The organism is Actinomadura sp. NPDC048021, from assembly GCF_040653135.1.
GTDB lineage: Bacteria > Actinomycetota > Actinomycetes > Streptosporangiales > Streptosporangiaceae > Spirillospora > Spirillospora verrucosospora.
Genome location: NZ_JBEZJQ010000030.1, coordinates 106,069 through 123,920, shown reverse-complemented (window position 1 = coordinate 123,920; position 17,852 = coordinate 106,069). Strand labels below are relative to the sequence as shown.

Here is a 17,852-nt window from a genome sequence, read left to right as displayed (position 1 = left end):
GCCGCCCCCCGCCCCGGCCCGCGGCGCGGCCCCCGTGCCCCCCCGGCCCCCCCCCCGGCGGGGCCGGCCGGCCGCCCGGGGCGGCGCCGCCGACGGCCGGGTCTATGATCAGGACCTCCAGGTCCTGGTGAACGGGCTGTGGGCGGCGGGCGCGCGGGCCATCGGCGTCAACGGCCGGCGGCTCACCCCGACCACCGCGATCCGCGCCGCCGGTGAGGCGATCCTGGTCGACTACCGGCCGCTCGGCGGGCCCTACGAGGTCACGGCGGTCGGCGACCCCGGGCGGCTGCGGGCCGCCTTCGCCGGCTCGCCCGCGGACCGGCGGCTCGCGGCGCTGCGCGACCGGTTCGGGATCAGGTACGGCACGCGCCGCTCGGACGAGGTGCGGCTGCCCGCCGCGGGGGCGGTCCGGCTGCGGTACGCCGTCCCCGGCGAGAGGGGCGGCCGGTGAGCGGGGGAGGGGTGACCCGGAGATGATCGCGCTGATCGGGCTCGTGGTCGGCGTCACGCTGGGCCTGCTGATCCAGCCGGACGTCCCGCTCTGGCTCCAGCCCTACCTGCCGATCGCGATCGTGGCGGCGCTCGACGCCATGTTCGGCGGCGTCCGGGCCCGGCTGGAGGGCATCTTCGACGAGAAGGTCTTCACGGTCTCCTTCGTCAGCAACACCGTCATCGCCGCGCTGATCGTCTTCCTCGGGGACAAGCTCGGCGTCGGCTCGCAGCTGTCCACCGGCGTCGTGGTCGTCCTCGGCATCCGGATCTTCTCCAACGCGGCGGCCATCCGGCGGAAGCTGTTCGGCGCATGACCGGCGGCGAGGCCACGCGGAAGGCGCCACCGGAGGACGGGCGGGCCGCGGAGAACGAGGGGCCACCCGAGGACGGACGGGTTCCGCCCGCGCCCGGAGGCCTGCGCGCCCTCGCCGATCTGCTGCGCCCGCGCGTCAGCCCCGGGCAGCTCGTCGGCGGGCTCCTGTGCCTCGTGCTGGGGTTCGCCGTCGCCGCGCAGGTGCGCTCGACCGAGCGCGACACCACTTTCGCCACCGCGCGGCAGGACGAGCTCGTCGGCATCCTCGCGGATCTGGGCCAGCGCTCCGAACGGCTGAGGGGCGACCTGCGGGACCTGGAGGAGACGAAGGCCCGCCTGGAGCGCGACGAGGGCGGAACGGCTCTGGAGGAGGCGCGCGAGCGGGCGACCACCTACGGCCTGCTCGCGGGCACGCTCCCCGCCGAGGGCCCCGGCATCGAACTGCGCATCGACGACCCCCGGCACGGCGTGAAGGCCCTGAACCTGCTGGACGCCCTGGAGGAGCTCCGCGACGCGGGCGCCGAGGTCATCCAGGTCGGCGACGTCCGCGTCGGCGTCGACACCCACTTCCTGGACGACCGCGACGGCGTCCGCGCGGACGGCAGGCTCCTCACCGCCCCGTACCGGTTCCTGGCCATCGGCGACCCGCACACGATGACGACCGCGCTCAACATCCCGGGAGGCCTCGTCCGCACGCTGGAGGGCGCCGGGGCCCGCGTCCTGATCACCCGGCGCGCGAAGCTGGCCGTCGGCGCGGTACGGTCTCCCTAGAGGGGACGGGGGGACGGTAAACCGGGCACCGTGCCGGGACGTCGTGATCGCGGCGGTCCGCGCGGCGGCATGGACCTGCGATCATCGTCGAATGTAGTTTGGTGCAGCCGGTTCACCGTTCCGGTTGACCCCTCGGGTGATAGCCGCGTAAGTTGCGGCGACCGTCGCGTGAGCGGGCGGTGAAGCTGGACCGTTGCTGGGGCGGATCCCCGGCGTGGGTTGGGTGAAGGATGCGCGTGGCGCAGGCGGTCCCCGCTACGGCGGGCGGCCCGCGGGCGGCACGCCGATGGTAGGAGGCCGAGCCGATCGATGCCGAGCGTCTACTGCACGCAGTGCGGTCACGCCAACCCGGATGATGCCCGCTTCTGCTCGAACTGCGGCACTCCGCTGAGGAGTTCGGCGCCGCCGCCTCCCCGGGAGTCGCCGGGCGAGTCCACGTCCACGATCTCCATCGGGGGATTCGAGGCGCTGGACACCGACGCCGGCGCCGAGGAGCCGGCCGGGCCCGACCAGATGGCGATGGAGGCGCTCCCCCCGGGCACCGCGCTGCTCGTCGTCAAGCGCGGGCCCAACGCCGGCAGCCGCTTCCTGCTCGACAAGGACCGCACGTCCGCCGGGCGGCACCCCGAGAGCGACATCTTCCTGGACGACGTCACCGTCTCCCGCCGGCACGCCGAGTTCGCCCGGCAGGGCGGCGTGTTCTCCGTCCGCGACACCGGCAGCCTCAACGGCACCTACGTCAACCGGCAGCGGATCGACCAGGCCGGGCTGTCGGGCGGCGACGAGGTCCAGATCGGCAAGTTTCGGTTGGTGTTCCTCACCAACCCGGCCCACGGCTGACGGAACGCGGCGAGGTCGCGGCGAACGATGGGAGGGCCCTTGAGCGCGGAGCCGGCCCGGTCCCCGATGACCATCGGGGACGTCCTCGGGCTGCTCAGGACGGAGTTCCCCGACATCACGATCTCCAAGATCCGCTTCCTGGAGTCCGAGGGGCTCGTCGAGCCGGAGCGCAGCCCCTCCGGCTACCGCAAGTTCGGCGAGGCCGACGTCGAGCGCCTGCGCTACGTCCTCACCGCGCAGCGCGACCACTACCTGCCGCTGCGCGTCATCCGGCAGCAGCTGGAGGCGCGCGACCGCGGTGAGAGCGTCCCGCCGCCCGGCGCGCGCCGCCCCGGCCCGGCCGAGCCTGAGCGGCGGCGCCCCCGCACGCTCGTGGCCGCCGACACGACCGCGGTGGAGCCCGCCGTGCGGCTCACCCGCCGCCAGCTCCTGGACGGGGCCGGGATCGACGAGGCCCTCCTCGTCCGCCTGGAGGAGTACGGCCTCGTCCGCCGGATCGGCGCGCACTACGAGGGCGAGGCGCTCAACATCGCGCGCGTGGCCGCCGCGCTCGAGGACTTCGGCTTCGAGGTCCGGCACCTGCGCGCCGTCAAGGCCGCCGCCGACCGGCAGGTCGGCCTGATCGAGCAGATGGTCGCGCCGCAGCTGCGCCGCCGCAGCCGCGGCGCGCACGAGGAGGCCGCCGAGACCGCGCGGGAGATCGCCGCGCTGTCGGTCCGGCTGCACGCCGCGCTGGTGGGCGCGGGCCTGCGCGAGAGCCTCGACCACTGATCACGCGGCCGGTGGAGGATTTTGCCGTACCCCGCGCGCCGCGAGCTGTCCGAGCCTGGGTGTACGTTGGCTACATGGTTCGGTCAGGAATCGATCCGCTGCACGTGGTGATCGAGACAGCGAGAACCAGCAGGGAGCCGCAGTGAAGCAGATGGAGGTCGTCGGCGTCCGGGTCGAGATGCCCTCCAATCAGCCGATCGTCCTGTTGAAGGAGACGGAGGGCGATCGCTACCTGCCCATCTGGATCGGGGCGGTGGAGGCGACCGCGATCGCCTTCGCCCAGCAGGGGGTGCTGCCCGCCCGGCCCCTCACCCACGACCTGTTCCGCGACGTGCTGGACGCGCTGAGCGTCCAGCTCCGCACGGTCAACATCACCGCGCTGCGCGAGGGGATCTTCTTCGCCGACCTCGTCTTCTCCAACGGCGTCGAGGTGAGCGCGCGCCCGTCCGACTCCATCGCCCTCGCGCTGCGCACGGGCGCCACGATCTTCGCGAGCGAGGACGTCCTGGAGGAGGCCGGCGTCGCCATCCCCGACGAGCAGGAGGACGAGGTCGAGAAGTTCCGCGAGTTCCTCGACACGATCTCCCCTGAGGACTTCGGCCGCGCCGGTTAGGCCTCTCCGGCACCCCGGGGCGAGCGGCCGCTGTGCCGTATGTCACTCTGGAGTGCGAGATCATGCGATCGGGCGAATGGTCGCCCATTGCGCCGGACCTGGCGGTTTTTGCGGGGGAACCATCGGGGTATGGACTGCGTGGGTGACGAAGGTGCGCAGTTTGCCCACGTGAAGCCGGTTCATCCGGGCATGCGACGCGCCGACGATGAACGTTGACCACACCCTGACCGGCACCTACCGTGCTGGTGGAACACCCGTGGTGTTATTCGTCAAACCCCCTTGACGAACCGCTACGGGATGATAGAAGCCGGAGGTCCGCGTGGCGGTGAGCAGCGGCGAGGGCAAGGCGACCCCCGACAGGCGCGTGGCGTCCCGCCGTGCCGGAGAGCAGGGCCTGCTCTTCGACACCCAGGTGTCGGCGCCGCCGGAGGACGTCGGTTACCGCGGCCCGACGGCGTGCGCCGCGGCGGGCATCACCTACCGGCAGCTCGACTACTGGGCCCGCACGAAGCTGGTGGAGCCGAGCGTGCGGTCGGCCCAGGGGTCCGGCAGCCAGCGGTTGTACAGCTTCCGCGACGTCCTCGTCCTGAAGGTCGTCAAGCGGCTCCTCGACACCGGCGTCTCGTTGCAGCAGATACGCACGGCCGTCTCCCACCTGCGCGACCGCGGCGTCCAGGACCTCGCCCAGATCACCCTGATGAGCGACGGCGTCAGCGTCTACGAGTGCACCTCGCCCGACGAGGTCGTCGACCTCCTCCAGGGCGGCCAGGGCGTGTTCGGCATCGCGCTCGGACGGGTGTGGCAGGAGGTGGAGGGCAGCCTGGCGGAGCTGCCCGCTGAACGCGCCTCCACCGGCGACGAGGACCCCGCCGGGCACCACCACGACGAACTGGCCGACCGGCGGCGCGCCCGCCGCACCGGCTGACCCCTCAGAGCGCCTCCTTGCGCTGCAGGAAGGCGAACGCCCCCCACCCCGGCAGGACTGGCAGCCACAGCGTCAGGAGCCGGTAGAGCAGCACCGCCGACGTGGCCGTCTCCGCCGTCAGCCCCGAGATCGTCAACGCCAGCGTGAGCGCGCCCTCGACGGCGCCGAGCCCGCCCGGCGTCGGCGCCGCCGACCCCACCGCGTTCGCGGTGAGGAACACCAGCACCACCGTCGTCCACGGCAGCGACCCGCCGAACGCCCGGATCGAGGCGTCCAGGCACAGCGTGAACGCCAGCGTCAGCAGCAGGGTGCCGCCCATCCCGGTGGACAGCTTCTTCGGCGACTGCAGCACGTCCACCAGGCGCGGCACCACGCCCGAGAACATGGCCCTCAGCCGCGAGGCGACCACCCGCCGCACCCGCGGCACCGTCAGCGCGAGCCCCGCGAGCAGCCCCAGCCCGAGCACCGCGAGCACGATCGTCCGGGACGGGGCCAGGTCCTGCGTCGCCTTCGCCGTCGAACCGGTCAGGAACCCGAACAGCACCAGCAGCAGGATGTGGGTGACCATCCCCACGAGCTGCGACGCGCCCACGCTCGCGACGGCGAGGGCGGGCCGGACGCCCGAGCGCTGCAGGTAGCGCGTGTTGACGGCGACGCCGCCCACGGCCGCCGGCGCGACCAGCTTCACGAACGACGCCGCCAGCTGCACCAGGACCGTCCGCCCCAGCGGCAGCCGCTCGGGGACGAACCCCATCAGCATGAACGCGGCGGCGACGTAGGTGAGCGCCGCCGCCCCGAGGGCCGCGGCCACCCAGTGCCAGCTCGCCGTGGCCGCCAGGCGGCCGATGTCCAGGCTCGTCACCTGGGGGATCACGATGTAGGCCGCGACCGACAGCGCCACGATGCTGACGATGGTCCGCGGCCGGAAGCGCTCCAGCTTGGCCGGGGGCGCCTCCGTCTCCGGCTTCAGCCGGACGATCTGCTCCCGGATGCGGGTCAGCAGGTCCTTGTGGTGCCGCAGCGCGGTGCGGGTCGCCCGCGACAGCGCCACCCGCTGCAGCAGCGGCACCGCCCCGCCGAGGGCCTCCTCGCCCAGCACCGGCGCTGCCGTCCCCACCGCCCGCTCCGGCCCCGCGCGCAGCGCCAGCGTCGTGAGCAGCTGCGCGAGGTCCAGGCGCAGCGCCAGGTCGCCGGCCGCCGTCTCCCCGAACCGCAGGTCGGTCAGGTAGGCCAGCCCGTCGTCGCCCACCAGGACCGCCTCGCCCTCCAGCCGCCGGTGCGCGAGCCGCCCCGCCTGCAGTGCCCGGAACTGTCGCCACACGTCCGCCAGCAGCTCGTCGGTGATCTCCGCGTCGGGGACGTCTCCGAGCCGCCGCCCCGGGACGTGCTCGTAGGCCAGCAGCGCCGCCTCGGTGCCGACCTCGCACGTGCCGACGAGCCGCGGCGTCCGGGCGCCCGCGGCGTCCACCGCGTACGCCGTCAGCGACTCCAGCTCCAGGGACCGGCGCAGCGACCGCAGCGTCCGCCCCGTCGTGGCGCCGCGCAGCCGCAGCAGCCGCCAGACGCGGTAGAGCAGCCCGGCGGTCTGCTGGTCGCGGTCCAGGACGCGGACCTCCACGTCCCAGTCGCCGTGCCGCTCCCGGCGCGCCGGGAGCCGGGCGCCGTACCCGCCCTGCGGGGAGGGGGCGAGGGCGACGCCGTAGCGGCGGGTCTCGTCGGCGTCGTGCGTGCCGTCCAGGCGCGCCGCCCGCCGCGGGTGCAGCCCGAGCCGTTCGAGCGCGGCCACCACGGCCGTCCCGGACGGGCGGGGATTCGGCGTCCCGACGGCGTAGAGGGTGCCGTGGCCGATGGCACGGCCGAGCAGGTAGGTGGCCGCCAGCGCGGCGACGGAGGCGTAGGACGCCGTCAGTCCCGTCAGCGCCGCCAGCCCGATCATGGTCCAGGTCGCGGCCTGCCAGCGGGCCCGGCCCGCCATCCCGACCGCGCTCACGAAGGCGATCACCGGGGCGATGTCGGTGTGCACCGGCGCGGTCTCCGTGCCGCCCCAGATCAGCGAGTCGAGCACGCCGCCCGGCGCGGCCCGCACCACCAGGTCGTCCAGGCCCACCGTGATCCCGAACGCGATCATCGCGGCCAGCAGCGCGATCGCCACGCGGACGCCGTCCTTGTGGAACAGCCGCTCGATCGCGAACGCGATCGGCACGGCCAGCACCCCGAAGCTGGACACCAGCGTCGCCAGCGTCAGCAGCAGCCGCGGCGCGTGCGCGGTGCCCTGCGCGATGTCGGTCTGCAGGCCGTGGGTGGTCTGCTGCGCGATCGACACCAGCAGCATCACCGCCGCCAGCCCCACCACGGACGCCGCGAACCGGATGGCGTCGGAGGGCCGGCGGATCCGGTACGGCTGGGCGGGCTCGTCGACGGGCGCGCCGGCCGCGCCCTGCGCCGGGCGCACCGCTCCGTCGTGGGCCTGTGTCACGCCGTACCGCCGCCCTGACCATCCGCCATCGTGATCAGCGTCCCAGACCCGGCGGCGCGCCGTCGAGTCGCGGGGCCGCCGCCGGGACGCGCGTCCATCCCGCAGCCTCGTCTCCCCGCCCCCGTGCGGCCCGGGGCCGTCGCGCCCCAGGTGAGTCAGCACATGGTACTCGCCGGTAGACCGCCCGCGCCGCGGGGCGCGGCCCCTTCCGGCGGGCCGGAACGACGTCGCGGACGCGCCTTTGGGTAGGGTTCGACCTAGGACATGCCGTCAACCCTGTGCGGGAGAGACCCCACGCCGCCAGCGTGGGGCGCCGAAGGGGCAACCTCCCCGGAACCTCTCAGGCAAAAGGACCGCACGGGCGAGGCACCTCTGGAAAGCAGGCGTCGGTCCCCGCGCGCGGGGAAGGGCGGCTCACCGAAGGGGAAACCCCGCCGCGCGGGTGAAGCTCTCAGGTGCCATGACAGAGGGGGAGAACGGCCGCCGGCCCGCGCCGGCGGCGCACCTGAGCGACCGCAGCAGCCAGGAGGCCCTCCATGACCGCCCAGTTCTTCGCCCCTGTGGCCGCGCCGCAGCATCCCCGGTCGGCGTTCGCCGACCGGCATGTCGGCCCCTCGCCGGACGACCAGGCGAGGATGCTGGCCGCCATCGGCTACTCCGGCGCCGAGGCGCTGATCGACCACGCGGTCCCCGCCGCGATCCGCACGTCCCGTCCGCTGGACCTGCCGCCCGCGCTGAGCGAGACCGCCGCGCTGGACCGGCTCCGCGAGCTCGCGTCCCGCAACACCGTCCTGACGTCCATGATCGGGCTCGGCTACCACGGGACGACCACGCCCGGTGTGATCATGCGGAACGTGCTGGAGAACCCGGGCTGGTACACCGCCTACACCCCCTACCAGCCGGAGATCTCCCAGGGGCGGCTCGAAGCCCTGCTGAACTTCCAGACGATGGTGGGCGACCTGACCGGGCTGCCCGTCGCGAACGCCTCCATGCTGGACGAGGGCACCGCCGCCGCCGAGGCCATGGCCCTCGCGCACCGCGTCTCCCGGCGCAAGGAGCCCGGGGCGTTCCTCGTCGACATCGACACGCTCCCGCAGACGATCGAGGTCGTCCGGACCCGCGCGATCCCGCTCGGCATCGAGATCGTCATCGCCGACCTGTCCCGCGACCTGCCCGACGGCGACTTCTTCGGCGTGCTGCTGCAGTACCCGGGCGCGTCCGGCGCCGTCCGCGACCTGGAACCCGTCATCGCGCAGGCCCACGAGCGCGGCGCCAAGGCCGTCGTGGCCGCCGACCTGCTGGCGCTGACCCTGCTGCGCCCGCCCGGCGAGTCCGGCGCCGACATCGCGGTGGGCTCCGCGCAGCGGTTCGGCGTCCCCTACGGGTTCGGCGGACCGCACGCCGGCTACATGGCGGTCGGCGAGGGCATCCAGCGCCAGCTCCCCGGCCGGCTCGTGGGCGTGTCCGTCGACGCGGACGGCGCCACCGCCTACCGGCTGGCCCTCCAGACCCGCGAGCAGCACATCCGCCGCGAGAAGGCCACCAGCAACATCTGCACCGCCCAGGTCCTGCTCGCCGTGATGGCGAGCATGTACGCCGTGTACCACGGCCCCGAGGGGCTGGCCGCGATCGCGCAGCGGACGCACCGCCGGGCCGCCGAGATCGCCGCGGGGCTGCGCGCCGGCGGCGTCGAGGTCGTCCACGACTCGTTCTTCGACACGGTCCTGGCCCGCGTGCCGGGCCGCGCCGCCGAGGTCGTCGCGGCCGCCCGCGAGCGCGGAATCAACCTGCGCCCGGACGGCCCCGACCGGGTCGCGGTCGCCTGCGACGAGACGACGCTGCCCGCGCACGTGACGGCCGTGCTCGAGGCGTTCGGCGCGACCGAGGTGGGCGAGGTCCCCGAGGCGTTCCCGGACGCCCTGCGCCGCGAGAGCCCCTACCTGACCCACCCCGTCTTCCACGCGCACCGCTCCGAGACCGCGATGCTGCGCTACCTGCGCAGGCTCCAGGACAAGGACATCGCGCTCGACCGCTCCATGATCCCGCTCGGCTCCTGCACGATGAAGCTCAACGCCACCGCCGAGATGGAGCCGATCACCTGGCCGGAGTTCGCCGCGATCCACCCGTTCGCGCCGCTCGACCAGGCCGCCGGCTACGTCGAGCTGATCGGCGAGCTGGAGGGCTTCCTCGCCGAGATCACCGGGTACGCGAAGGTCTCCGTCCAGCCGAACGCCGGCTCCCAGGGCGAGCTGGCCGGCCTGCTCGCCATCCGCGGCTACCACGCGTTCCGCGGCGAGGAGCACCGCGACGTCTGCCTGATCCCTTCCTCGGCGCACGGCACCAACGCCGCCAGCGCCGTCATGGCCGGGATGCGGGTCGTCGTCGTCACGTGCGACGAGGGCGGCAACATCGACCTCGACGACCTGCGCGCCAAGCTCGGCGAGCACGGCGACCGCCTCGCGGCGATCATGGTGACCTACCCGTCCACGCACGGCGTCTTCGAGGAGACGATCACCGATGTGTGCGCGGCCGTGCACGAGGCCGGCGGCCAGGTCTACGTCGACGGCGCCAACCTCAACGCGCTCGTCGGCCTCGCCCGCCCCGGCGAGTTCGGCTCGGACGTCTCCCACCTCAACCTGCACAAGACGTTCTGCATCCCGCACGGCGGCGGCGGCCCCGGCGTCGGCCCGATCGGCGTCCGCGAGCACCTGGCCCCGTTCCTGCCCAACCACCCGATGCGCGAGGAGGCCGGCCCCGGCACCGGCGTCGGCCCCATCTCGGCCGCCCCGTGGGGATCGGCCGGCATCCTGCCGATCTCCTGGGCCTACATCGCGATGATGGGCCCGGACGGGCTGCGCGCCGCCACCGAGGGTGCGATCATCGGCGCCAACTACCTCGCCGCCCGCCTCGCCCCGCACTACCCGATCCTCTACACCGGCCGCGACGGCCTCGTCGCGCACGAGTGCATCGCCGACCTCCGCAAGATCACCAAGGAGACGGGGATCACCGCCGAGGACGTCGCCAAGCGCCTCATCGACTACGGCTTCCACGCCCCGACCCTGTCGTTCCCCGTCGCCGGCACCCTGATGATCGAGCCCACCGAGTCCGAGGACCTCGCCGAGCTCGACCGGTTCTGCGACGCCATGATCGAGATCCGCCGGGAGATCCAGCGGGTCGCCGACGGCGGCTACGACGCCGAGGACAACCCCCTCAAGAACGCCCCCCACACCGCCGCCTGCCTCGTCTCCGACGACTGGAAGCACGCCTACACGCGCGAGGAGGCCGCCTACCCCCTCCCGTCCCTGCGGGAGAACAAGTACTGGCCGCCCGTCCGCCGCATCGACCAGGCCTACGGCGACCGCAACCTCGTCTGCTCCTGCCCGCCCCCCGAAGCGTTCGAGGACTGAATTGGATTGTGGTTTCCAGGCTGAGGCGCCTAGGGGCGCCTCAGCCTGGAAAGCCACGTGCGATCGCTCGCATCGCTTCGGCTCGCCTTGCGGCTCGCTGCTGTGTTTATTGCAGTGCTCTCCTCCTTCGGGCCTTGACGGCCCTCCATCGTCGAGCACTGCGTGCGATCGCTGGCATCGCTTCGGCTCGCCTTGCGGCTCGCTGCGCGATCAGGTTCTCGCTTCGCTTGAACCTGCCTTCGGACGCGATCGCGATGGTTCGGGTCGCTGGTGGCTCGGCTGGGTGCGGGGTGGGCACGGGCGATGGATTTGTGATCTTGCTTGGGTTTTGGGGTGTCGTCGCGGGACGGGGGCGGCGCGGATCGCTACGCTCTTTGCGGACCCCGACCCCCAGAGGGCAGAAGAGCGATGATCGAGTCTCCGGACGCGGTATCCGAGGACCCTGCGCGACTGTGCGAGGAGGCCCGCGGCCTCGCCGAGAGCGGTGAGGCCGAGAGGGCCGCGCTGCTGTTCGAGAAGGTGCTCGCGCTGGGCGACACCCCCTTCCGGGCGCGGGCGGCGCTGGGGCTGGCGGTCGTCCTGGACGACGCCGGGCACGTCGAGCGCGCCCGGGAGGCCGACCGGACGGCGATCGCCACCGCCGATCCCGAGTACGGGCCGCGCGCCGCCTACCACCTGGCGCTCACCCACGAGCGGGCGGGCGAGCACGAGCGGGCGGCGCCCGCCTGGCGGGTCGTGGTCGACTTCGGCAACCCCGCCTACCTGCCGCCCGCCCATCTGGCCCTCGCCCGGATCGCCGACGACGCCGGCGACTTCGACGCGGCCCGCGACCACTGGGAGGCGGTGATCGCGACCGGGGACGCCGAGTACGGGCCGCCCGCCGCGCACGACCTGGCCCAGCGGCTGCTGGAGCGCGACGAGCCCGCGCGGGCCCAGCGGGTCCTGACCGCCGGGCTCAAGCTGATCGACCGGGGCGCCGACCCCTACGCGTACGGGCGGCTCGCCGTGGCGCTCGGCATCTCCTACCTCGACCAGGCGATCGGCGCGTTCGGCGCGGCGCTGGGGGACGAGCCGGCCGACCCGGAGGTCGGGCCGCTGGCCACCGAGCTGCTGGCGCGGACCCTGCCGCTGCGGGGGCGGGGCGCCGAGGCGGGCGAGGTGTGGCGGCGGGGCCTCGCCGAGCCCGGCACCGCGGGGCAGGTGCGGGCGCGGCTGCGCCGCGACTTCGGCGACGCCGACGACGACGGCGACCTGTGGTGGGAGCCGGTCGTCGAGCGCGCCGTGTCGGACGGCACGCTCCCCGCCCTCGCCGGCGAGGCGTTCGGCGCCCTCGACCACATGTACGCGCTGCTCGCCGTCCGGTACGCCGAACGACGGGCCGGCGACGCCCGCGAGACCCTCGGCAGGGCGGTGCGGGTGCCGGGCGGCTACGCGTGGGGGCCGCTGCTGCACGAGAGCTTCGCCGAGCGGTTCCGCCTGGCGACCGGCACGGCCGCCCCGGACTGGACCGACGGCTAGCCGGCGATGGCGCGCTGGGCGATCACCTTGGTGATGCGGGCGCGGACGAGGTACTCGGTGGGGACGGCGTTGCGCCGCCCGAACTCCTCGGCCCGGTCGGCGCCCATGTAGCGGCCGCCGATGACGGTCGCCCAGCGGAGCATCTCGTCGAGGTCCTCGACGAGGGACGCCTCGGCCTGGATCAGCACGTACGAGTACGGCGGCGCCTGGTCGTCGACGCAGACGGACAGGCGCGGATCGCGGGCGAGGACGCGGCCCTTCACGCTCTGGTGCCCCGTGTTGAACAGCAGGTCGTCGCCGTCGAGGACGAACCAGATCGGCGTCACGTGCGGCGTGCCGTCCTTGCGGGTGACGGCGGCCTTGCCGGTGCGGGTGCCCTCCATGACGAACGCGCGCCATTCGCTGTCGGTCATCGTCTCCATGGGTCCAGTCTGCCGCACCGGCTGTTCGCGGCTGCCGCTACGGTGAGTCACATGAAGGTCGCGACGGCGCACGGGCCCGCCGAGGTGGTGCTCGACGAGGTGGAGGACCCGGCGTTCCTGCTGGTGCTGACGCACGGGTCGAACGGGGGAGTGGAGGCGGCCGACCTGCTGGCGGTGCGGGCGGAGGCGCTGGGGCTCGGCGGCGCCGTCGCGCGGGTGGTCCAGCCGTTCCGGCTCGCCGGGCGGCGGGCGCCGGGGCCGGCGGCCAAGCAGGACGAGGCGTGGCTGGAGATCGTCGCGGCGCTGCGGAAGCGGTTCGGGGACGTCACGCTGGTGCAGGGCGGCCGCAGCAACGGGGCGAGGGTCGCGTGCCGGACGGCGGAGGCCGCCGGGGCGGCCGGCGTGGTGGCGCTGGCGTTCCCCCTGCACCCGCCGGGCAGGCCGGAGAAGACCCGGGTGGAGGAGTTGCGGTCGGCGGGGGTCGAGGTCGTCGTCGTCAACGGCGACCGCGACCCGTTCGGCGTGCCCGACCCGGCGGACGCGGCGCAGGTCGCGGTCCTGCCGGGCGAGCGGCACGACCTCGGCAAGGACCCCGCGGCCGTCGGTCGTGCCGTGGAGCCGTGGCTGAAGCGGTGGGCGGCCCGTCCGGTGCGGACGGGCCGGCGGTAGAGTCGCTCCGGGCCCGGTGCGGGCCCAGAGACCGGTCGTGGGCGGGCGTGCCCCCGAGGATGATCACCCGTTTGAACTAGTCCCCCGTGGAGACCGCTCAAGCGGCGGACGTGGCCTGCGCGTCCGTCGGCCGGTGCGGCGCGATGACTCCCCCGTCGGGCAGCAGCTCACCGGTGTCCTCGAACAGCACGACCCCGTTGCACAGCAGGCTCCACCCCTGTTCGGGGTGCGAGGCCAGCGTGCGGGCGGCGTCGCGGTCGGGTGCGTTGTGGGAGGGACAAGGCGGCTGGTGCGGGCACATGGCGTGCCTCCGGTCTCAACTACTGGTCGGTCGTGGTGCTTTCCTGTTCTGACGCACCCAAGTGTGGAGTGGTTCGCCCCCACCGGCCATAGCCCGTTGGGACGGTTGTCCATTGGTTCCGGAGTACCGGTCGGGTGTGATCCCTCCCACTCCCGGGGCGCCACGCAGTAGCGTGCCTCCCGCGCGATAACGGACGAAGAACGACACGCCGCCGGAGGCTGAAACCCCTACGATGTTCGGCGGGGGAACGGGCTCTGCGGGGGCGGGGGGAGTGAGGCCGGTGCGGGTCGCGCTGTCCGTCGCGTGCTTCGAGGACGTGCTGTTCCCCGGCACCGCGAAGGCCGTGACCGTGCTGCTGGAGCGGCTCGGGCACGAGGTGGCGTTCCCGCCGGGGCAGACGTGCTGCGGCCAGTTCCACTGGACGGCCGGCTACCACCGCGAGGCCGCCGGGCTCGCCCGCTCCCACGCGGCCGCGTTCGAGGGCTGCGAGGTCGTGGTGGCGCCGTCGGCGTCGTGCGCCGCGACCGTCCGCGCCGACTACCCGAAGATCGCCCGTACGGCCCGCGACCCCGGCCTGGCCCGCGCCGCCGAGGGCCTCGCCGTCTACGAGCTGACGGAGTTCCTCGTCGACGTCCTCGGGATCACCGACGTGGGCGCGTACTTCCCGCACCGGGTCACCTATCACCCGTCCTGCCGGTCCCTGCGCACTCTCGGCGTCGGCGACCGGCCGGTGCGGCTGCTGCGTGCGGTGCGGGGCCTGGATCTCGTGGAGCTGCCGTCCGCGGGGGAGTGCTGCGGGTTCGGCGGCGCGTTCGCGATGAAGAACGCGGACGTGTCGGTCGCGATGGTGGCCGACAAGGTCCGGCATGTCCGCGCCACCGGGGCGGACGTGGTCTGCGCGGTCGACGACTCGTGCCTGGCCCACATCGGCGGCGCGCTGTCGCGGCTGCGCGGCGGCGTCCGGACGATGCACCTGGCGGAGATCCTCGCGGAGACGGGGCCGGTGTGACGGCCTCCTCTCCGGGGACGCCGCCGTCCTCCGGCAGGAGCGGACCCGTCCCGGCGCCGAGGCCGAAGTTCGCCGCCGCCGCACGGCCGGAACTGGCCGACACGCGGCTGCGCCGCAACCTGCGCGGCGCGACGGCCGCGCTGCGGGAGCGGGAGGCCGCCGCGGCGGCCGAGGCCGCCGACTGGGAGGACCTGCGCGAGGCCGGACGAGCGATCAAGGATGGCGCGCTGCTCGACCTGGACGCCCATCTGGAGGAGCTGGAGCGGGCCGTCACCGAGTCGGGCGGCACCGTGCACTGGGCGGCGGACGCGGCGGAGGCGCGCCGCGTCGTCACCGGCCTGGTCCGCGCGACGGGCGCCAGGGAGGTCGTCAAGGCCGCGTCCGCGACGACGCGGGAGATCGGCCTGAACGACGCGCTCGCCCGCGCGGGCGTGACCGTCCGCGAGACCGGCGTCGCCGAGATGGCGGTGCAGCTCGGCGAGGACGCGCCGTCCCACCTGCTGTCCCCGGCCGCGCACCGCGACCGCGCGGAGATCGCGGAGGTGTTCCGGCGCGCGGTCCCGGCCGCCGGGCCGGGCCCGGCCGACGACCCCGAGGCGCTGACCGCCGCCGCCCGCGCCCACCTGCGCGACCGCTTCCTGCGCGCCCGCGTCGCGGTCACCGGCGCGAACTTCCTGGTGGCCGAGACCGGCACCCTGGTCCTGCTGGAGTCGGAGGGCAACGCGCGGATGTGCCTGACGCTCCCGGAGACGCTGATCAGTGTCGCCGGTATCGACAAGGTCGTCCCGACATGGGATGACATGGAGGTGTTCCTCCAGCTCCTGCCGCGCTCGTCGACCGGCGACCGGATGACCCCGTACGTCTCGACGTGGACGGGCGTGACGCCGGACGACGGGCCGCGCGCCTTCCACCTCGTCCTGCTCGACAACGGCCGCACCCGCGCGCTCGCCGACGAGGTCGGCCGCGCCGCCCTGCGCTGCATCCGCTGCTCGGCCTGCCTGAACGTCTGCCCCGTCTACGAGCGGACGGGCGGGCGCCCCTACGGCCCCGTCCACCCCGGCCCGATCGGCGCGGTGCTCACCCCGCTGACGCGGGGCGTGGAGAGCGCCGCCGACGCGTCCCTGCCCTACGCGTCCACGCTCTGCGGCGCGTGCGCCGACGTCTGCCCCGTGAAGATCGACATCCCGGACCTGCTGGTGCACCTGCGGGGGAAGGTGGTGGAGTCGCGCCGGAGGCGCCCGGTCCCGACGCCCGAGATGGCGCTGATGCGCGGCCTCGCCTGGACGCTCGGCGATCCGCGCCGCCACGAGGCGGCGGTGCGGCGCGGCGCACGCTGGGCGCGGCTGCTGTCGCGCGGCGGGCGGATCCGCCGCCTCCCGGGCCTGCTCGGCAAGTGGACCGAGGCCCGCGACCTGCCCGCGCCGCCGGCCGAGAGCTTCCGCGGCTGGTGGGACAGGACGCGGGCATGAGCTCGCGCGAGGAGGTGCTGCGCCGGGTCCGCGAGGCGCTCGGCGGTGCCCGCGGCCCGCGCCCGCCGGTTCCGCGCGGCTACGCCCGGCGGCCGGCCGCGGCCGACGCCGAGACCAGGGCCGACGTCCTCGCGCTGTTCACCGAGCGGGTCGCCGACAACCGCGCGGCGGTCCGGCACGTCGGCGCGGACGAGGCGGGCACGGCCGTGGCGGCCGCGCTGTGGGGGCGTGAGGTCAAGCAGATCGTCGTCCCCGCTGACCTGCCCTTCGGGTGGCTCGCCGAGCTGGACGGCGTGCGGGCCCTGGCCGACGCCCCGGCGGTCGACCTCGAGACCCTCGCCGCGTCGGACGGCGTCGTCACCGGGTGCGCGGTGGCCGTCGCGCAGACGGGCACGGTCGTCCTGGACGGCGGCCGGGCGCAGGGCAGGCGGGCGCTCACCCTCGTCCCCGGCTACCACCTGTGCGTGGTGCACGCCGACCAGATCGTCGGCACGGTCCCGGAGGCGGTCGGGCGGCTCGACCCGGCGCGCCCGCTGACGTGGATCAGCGGGCCGTCCGCCACCTACGGCATCGAGGCGGCGCGGGTCGAGGGCGCCCACGGCCCCCGGCACCTGGAGGTCATCCTCATCGAGGACTGACCGGTTCTAGCGCACGCCGCCGAGGACGACGCCGAGGCCCGCGCGGAAGCGGGCGTCCCAGTCGACCGCGCCGTCCTCGCCGGAGGCGATCCGGGCGGCGGCGCCGTCCTCGGCGGTGCCGCGCACCTCGAGGGCCGCGTGGCCGATCACGTAGCCGAGCAGGGTGTGCGCGGCGACGGCCGCGGCGTCCTCGGCGACCCCGCCGCGGCGCAGCACCTCCCGCAGCGACGCGAGGGTGGCGGCGAGCGCGGCCGGGTTGCGGCGGGTGACGACCAGGGGGAGGACGCCCGCGTGGGCGAGCAGGCGCTCGCGGTAGCCGTCCGCCCACGTCCGCAGGACGTCCTGCCAGCGCCCGGAGGCGGACGTGTCGGCCGGGGCTGCCGCGACGTGCGCGACCAGGCCGTCCAGGAGCTGCTCCTTGCCGCGGGGGAGGTGGTGGTAGATCGCCATCGCCTCGACCTCCAGCGCGTCGCCGAGGCGGCGCATGGTGAGGCGGCCGAGTCCCTGGCCGTCCACGATGCGCAGGGCCGCCTCGATGATCCGCTCGGTGGACAGGGGGGCGCGGTTCTGGGCGTTGATGCTGGGCTGCCTGACCATGAGGACAGACCTTACTACGTAAAGGACCGAAGCCGGGTGTCCGCCGCCGCAACACGCCGGGACCCCGCGTACGCTTACCTCGATCGAACACTGCACGACCGTCGAGGGAGTACCGCCATGCCGCTGGGTCGCCGGGTGAGCAAGGACGTCGCCGAGCCGTACGAGGCCGACCAGCGGCTGGCCGCCGAGTACGACGACAGGCTCGCGGCGGCGGGCGACGCGGAGCGGGCGCTGCGGGACGCGCAGGCGTCCGGCGCCGCCGAGCCGGAGCTGGGGGAGCTGACGGTCGCGTTCGACCGGGCGATGACGGCCGTGCTCGCCGCCGCCGAGGCGGCCGAGCGGGTCGCGATGGGGCCGAAGGTGTACTCGACGCCGGCGCAGGACGCCAAGACGCGCCGCGCCGCCGAGATCGCCTACCGCAAGGCCAAGGCGCGCCCGGCGGTGCGCCCGTGGACCGACGAGGTCGACCGCCTGCGCACGGCGCGCGAGGCGCACCGGCTGAGCTTCAGGACGCGGCCCGCCGCCCGCGTGTGAGCCGCCGCGGGCACGCGGCGACACGGCGTCACCGGGTGGCACGGGCCACCGAACTTTGAGAGTCTGCCCTCTCCGGGGAACGCCGGG

The 17,852-nt window shown here is 74.7% G+C and carries 18 protein-coding genes and 1 riboswitch; of the genes, 14 read left to right on the top strand and 4 right to left on the bottom strand.

The genetic code is table 11. From position 1 onward, the window contains the following. The 7 genes from AB0C87_RS36220 to AB0C87_RS36190 form a co-directional block, all read left to right on the top strand. On the top strand, nt 1-451 hold a 451-nt coding region (locus AB0C87_RS36220), incomplete at its 5' end, for a DUF881 domain-containing protein (protein WP_360581474.1). Between the two features lie 22 nt (nt 452-473). After that, nucleotides 474-806, top strand: a complete 333-nt coding sequence (locus AB0C87_RS36215) for a small basic family protein (RefSeq protein WP_179848850.1) — start codon at nt 474-476, stop codon at nt 804-806. After that, nucleotides 803-1,576, top strand: coding sequence for a DUF881 domain-containing protein (locus AB0C87_RS36210; RefSeq protein ID WP_345183960.1), 774 nt, complete (start codon nt 803-805; stop codon nt 1,574-1,576). Before AB0C87_RS36215 ends, AB0C87_RS36210 begins: the two co-directional genes overlap by 4 nt. A 309-nt stretch (nt 1,577-1,885) precedes the next feature. Continuing rightward, complete coding sequence (locus tag AB0C87_RS36205) at nt 1,886-2,416, top strand: FHA domain-containing protein (RefSeq protein ID WP_089315636.1); 531 nt, start codon at nt 1,886-1,888, stop codon at nt 2,414-2,416. A 39-nt stretch (nt 2,417-2,455) separates the two neighbouring features. Beyond that, entirely contained in the window at nt 2,456-3,187 is a 732-nt protein-coding gene (locus tag AB0C87_RS36200; RefSeq protein WP_353835320.1) for a MerR family transcriptional regulator, read from the top strand. A 142-nt stretch (nt 3,188-3,329) separates the two neighbouring features. Further along, on the top strand, nt 3,330-3,800 hold the full coding sequence (locus tag AB0C87_RS36195; protein ID WP_067886188.1) for a bifunctional nuclease family protein: 471 nt from the start codon (nt 3,330-3,332) through the stop codon (nt 3,798-3,800). Between the two features lie 319 nt (nt 3,801-4,119). Then, nucleotides 4,120-4,725 carry a MerR family transcriptional regulator gene (locus tag AB0C87_RS36190; protein WP_345183957.1) on the top strand — a complete coding sequence of 202 codons (606 nt, stop codon included), beginning with the start codon at nt 4,120-4,122 and terminating at the stop codon, nt 4,723-4,725. A gap of 4 nt (nt 4,726-4,729) precedes the next feature. On the opposite strand, the gene AB0C87_RS36185 is transcribed toward AB0C87_RS36190, so the two are convergent. Continuing rightward, nucleotides 4,730-7,201 carry a lysylphosphatidylglycerol synthase transmembrane domain-containing protein gene (locus AB0C87_RS36185; protein ID WP_360581473.1) on the bottom strand — a complete coding sequence of 824 codons (2,472 nt, stop codon included), beginning with the start codon at nt 7,199-7,201 and terminating at the stop codon, nt 4,730-4,732. Between the two features lie 271 nt (nt 7,202-7,472). Continuing rightward, nucleotides 7,473-7,567: riboswitch (glycine riboswitch) on the top strand. A gap of 170 nt (nt 7,568-7,737) precedes the next feature. Between AB0C87_RS36185 and gcvP the strand changes: the two genes are divergently transcribed. After that, on the top strand, nt 7,738-10,608 hold the full coding sequence (gcvP, locus tag AB0C87_RS36180; protein ID WP_360581472.1) for an aminomethyl-transferring glycine dehydrogenase: 2,871 nt from the start codon (nt 7,738-7,740) through the stop codon (nt 10,606-10,608). Between the two features lie 408 nt (nt 10,609-11,016). Beyond that, nucleotides 11,017-12,126 (top strand): tetratricopeptide repeat protein, encoded by a 1,110-nt coding sequence (locus tag AB0C87_RS36175; RefSeq protein ID WP_360581471.1) that lies wholly within the window; start codon nt 11,017-11,019, stop codon nt 12,124-12,126. Here the strand turns inward: AB0C87_RS36175 and AB0C87_RS36170 are convergent. Next, complete coding sequence (locus AB0C87_RS36170; RefSeq protein ID WP_345183953.1) at nt 12,123-12,548, bottom strand: PPOX class F420-dependent oxidoreductase; 426 nt, start codon at nt 12,546-12,548, stop codon at nt 12,123-12,125. The genes AB0C87_RS36175 and AB0C87_RS36170 overlap by 4 nt on opposite strands. Before the next feature lie 51 nt (nt 12,549-12,599). Here AB0C87_RS36170 and AB0C87_RS36165 point away from each other — a divergent pair, with 51 nt between their 5' ends. After that, nucleotides 12,600-13,217: an alpha/beta family hydrolase gene (locus AB0C87_RS36165; protein WP_360581470.1), complete on the top strand. Its 618-nt coding sequence runs from the start codon at nt 12,600-12,602 to the stop codon at nt 13,215-13,217. Between the two features lie 97 nt (nt 13,218-13,314). Here the strand turns inward: AB0C87_RS36165 and AB0C87_RS36160 are convergent, their stop codons facing one another. Next, nucleotides 13,315-13,518 carry a DUF5999 family protein gene (locus tag AB0C87_RS36160; RefSeq protein ID WP_345183950.1) on the bottom strand — a complete coding sequence of 68 codons (204 nt, stop codon included), beginning with the start codon at nt 13,516-13,518 and terminating at the stop codon, nt 13,315-13,317. Nucleotides 13,519-13,798: 280 nt separating this feature from the next. Between AB0C87_RS36160 and AB0C87_RS36155 the strand changes: the two genes are divergently transcribed. The 3 genes from AB0C87_RS36155 (at nt 13,799) to AB0C87_RS36145 (ending at nt 16,634) form a co-directional block, all read left to right on the top strand. Beyond that, a complete protein-coding gene (locus AB0C87_RS36155; protein ID WP_345183948.1) occupies nt 13,799-14,527 on the top strand; it encodes a (Fe-S)-binding protein in 729 nt (242 codons plus the stop codon). Between the two features lie 92 nt (nt 14,528-14,619). Further along, nucleotides 14,620-15,996 (top strand): lactate utilization protein B, encoded by a 1,377-nt coding sequence (locus AB0C87_RS36150; protein ID WP_345183965.1) that lies wholly within the window; start codon nt 14,620-14,622, stop codon nt 15,994-15,996. After that, nucleotides 15,993-16,634, top strand: a complete 642-nt coding sequence (locus AB0C87_RS36145) for an LUD domain-containing protein (protein WP_345183946.1) — start codon at nt 15,993-15,995, stop codon at nt 16,632-16,634. Before AB0C87_RS36150 ends, AB0C87_RS36145 begins: the two co-directional genes overlap by 4 nt. A 6-nt stretch (nt 16,635-16,640) precedes the next feature. Here the strand turns inward: AB0C87_RS36145 and AB0C87_RS36140 are convergent, their stop codons facing one another. Next, a complete protein-coding gene (locus AB0C87_RS36140; protein ID WP_360581469.1) occupies nt 16,641-17,231 on the bottom strand; it encodes a TetR/AcrR family transcriptional regulator C-terminal domain-containing protein in 591 nt (196 codons plus the stop codon). Between the two features lie 117 nt (nt 17,232-17,348). On the opposite strand from AB0C87_RS36140, the gene AB0C87_RS36135 reads away from it, so the two are divergent. Continuing rightward, a complete protein-coding gene (locus tag AB0C87_RS36135) occupies nt 17,349-17,765 on the top strand; it encodes a plectin (RefSeq protein ID WP_345183942.1) in 417 nt (138 codons plus the stop codon). Nucleotides 17,766-17,852 lie beyond the last annotated feature (87 nt).

Excerpts from the sequence above, each read along its gene's own strand:
- AB0C87_RS36165 (WP_360581470.1), top strand. The coding sequence starts at position 12,600 with ATGAAGGTCGCGACGGCGCACGGGCCCGCCGAGGTGGTGCTCGACGAG.
- AB0C87_RS36175 (WP_360581471.1), top strand. The coding sequence starts at position 11,017 with ATGATCGAGTCTCCGGACGCGGTATCCGAGGACCCTGCGCGACTGTGC.
- AB0C87_RS36135 (WP_345183942.1), top strand. The coding sequence starts at position 17,349 with ATGCCGCTGGGTCGCCGGGTGAGCAAGGACGTCGCCGAGCCGTACGAG.
- AB0C87_RS36160 (WP_345183950.1), bottom strand. The coding sequence starts at position 13,518 with ATGTGCCCGCACCAGCCGCCTTGTCCCTCCCACAACGCACCCGACCGC.
- AB0C87_RS36170 (WP_345183953.1), bottom strand. The coding sequence starts at position 12,548 with ATGGAGACGATGACCGACAGCGAATGGCGCGCGTTCGTCATGGAGGGC.
- AB0C87_RS36210 (WP_345183960.1), top strand. The coding sequence starts at position 803 with ATGACCGGCGGCGAGGCCACGCGGAAGGCGCCACCGGAGGACGGGCGG.
- AB0C87_RS36215 (WP_179848850.1), top strand. The coding sequence starts at position 474 with ATGATCGCGCTGATCGGGCTCGTGGTCGGCGTCACGCTGGGCCTGCTG.
- AB0C87_RS36140 (WP_360581469.1), bottom strand. The coding sequence starts at position 17,231 with ATGGTCAGGCAGCCCAGCATCAACGCCCAGAACCGCGCCCCCCTGTCC.
- gcvP (WP_360581472.1), top strand. The coding sequence starts at position 7,738 with ATGACCGCCCAGTTCTTCGCCCCTGTGGCCGCGCCGCAGCATCCCCGG.
- AB0C87_RS36145 (WP_345183946.1), top strand. The coding sequence starts at position 15,993 with ATGAGCTCGCGCGAGGAGGTGCTGCGCCGGGTCCGCGAGGCGCTCGGC.
- AB0C87_RS36205 (WP_089315636.1), top strand. The coding sequence starts at position 1,886 with ATGCCGAGCGTCTACTGCACGCAGTGCGGTCACGCCAACCCGGATGAT.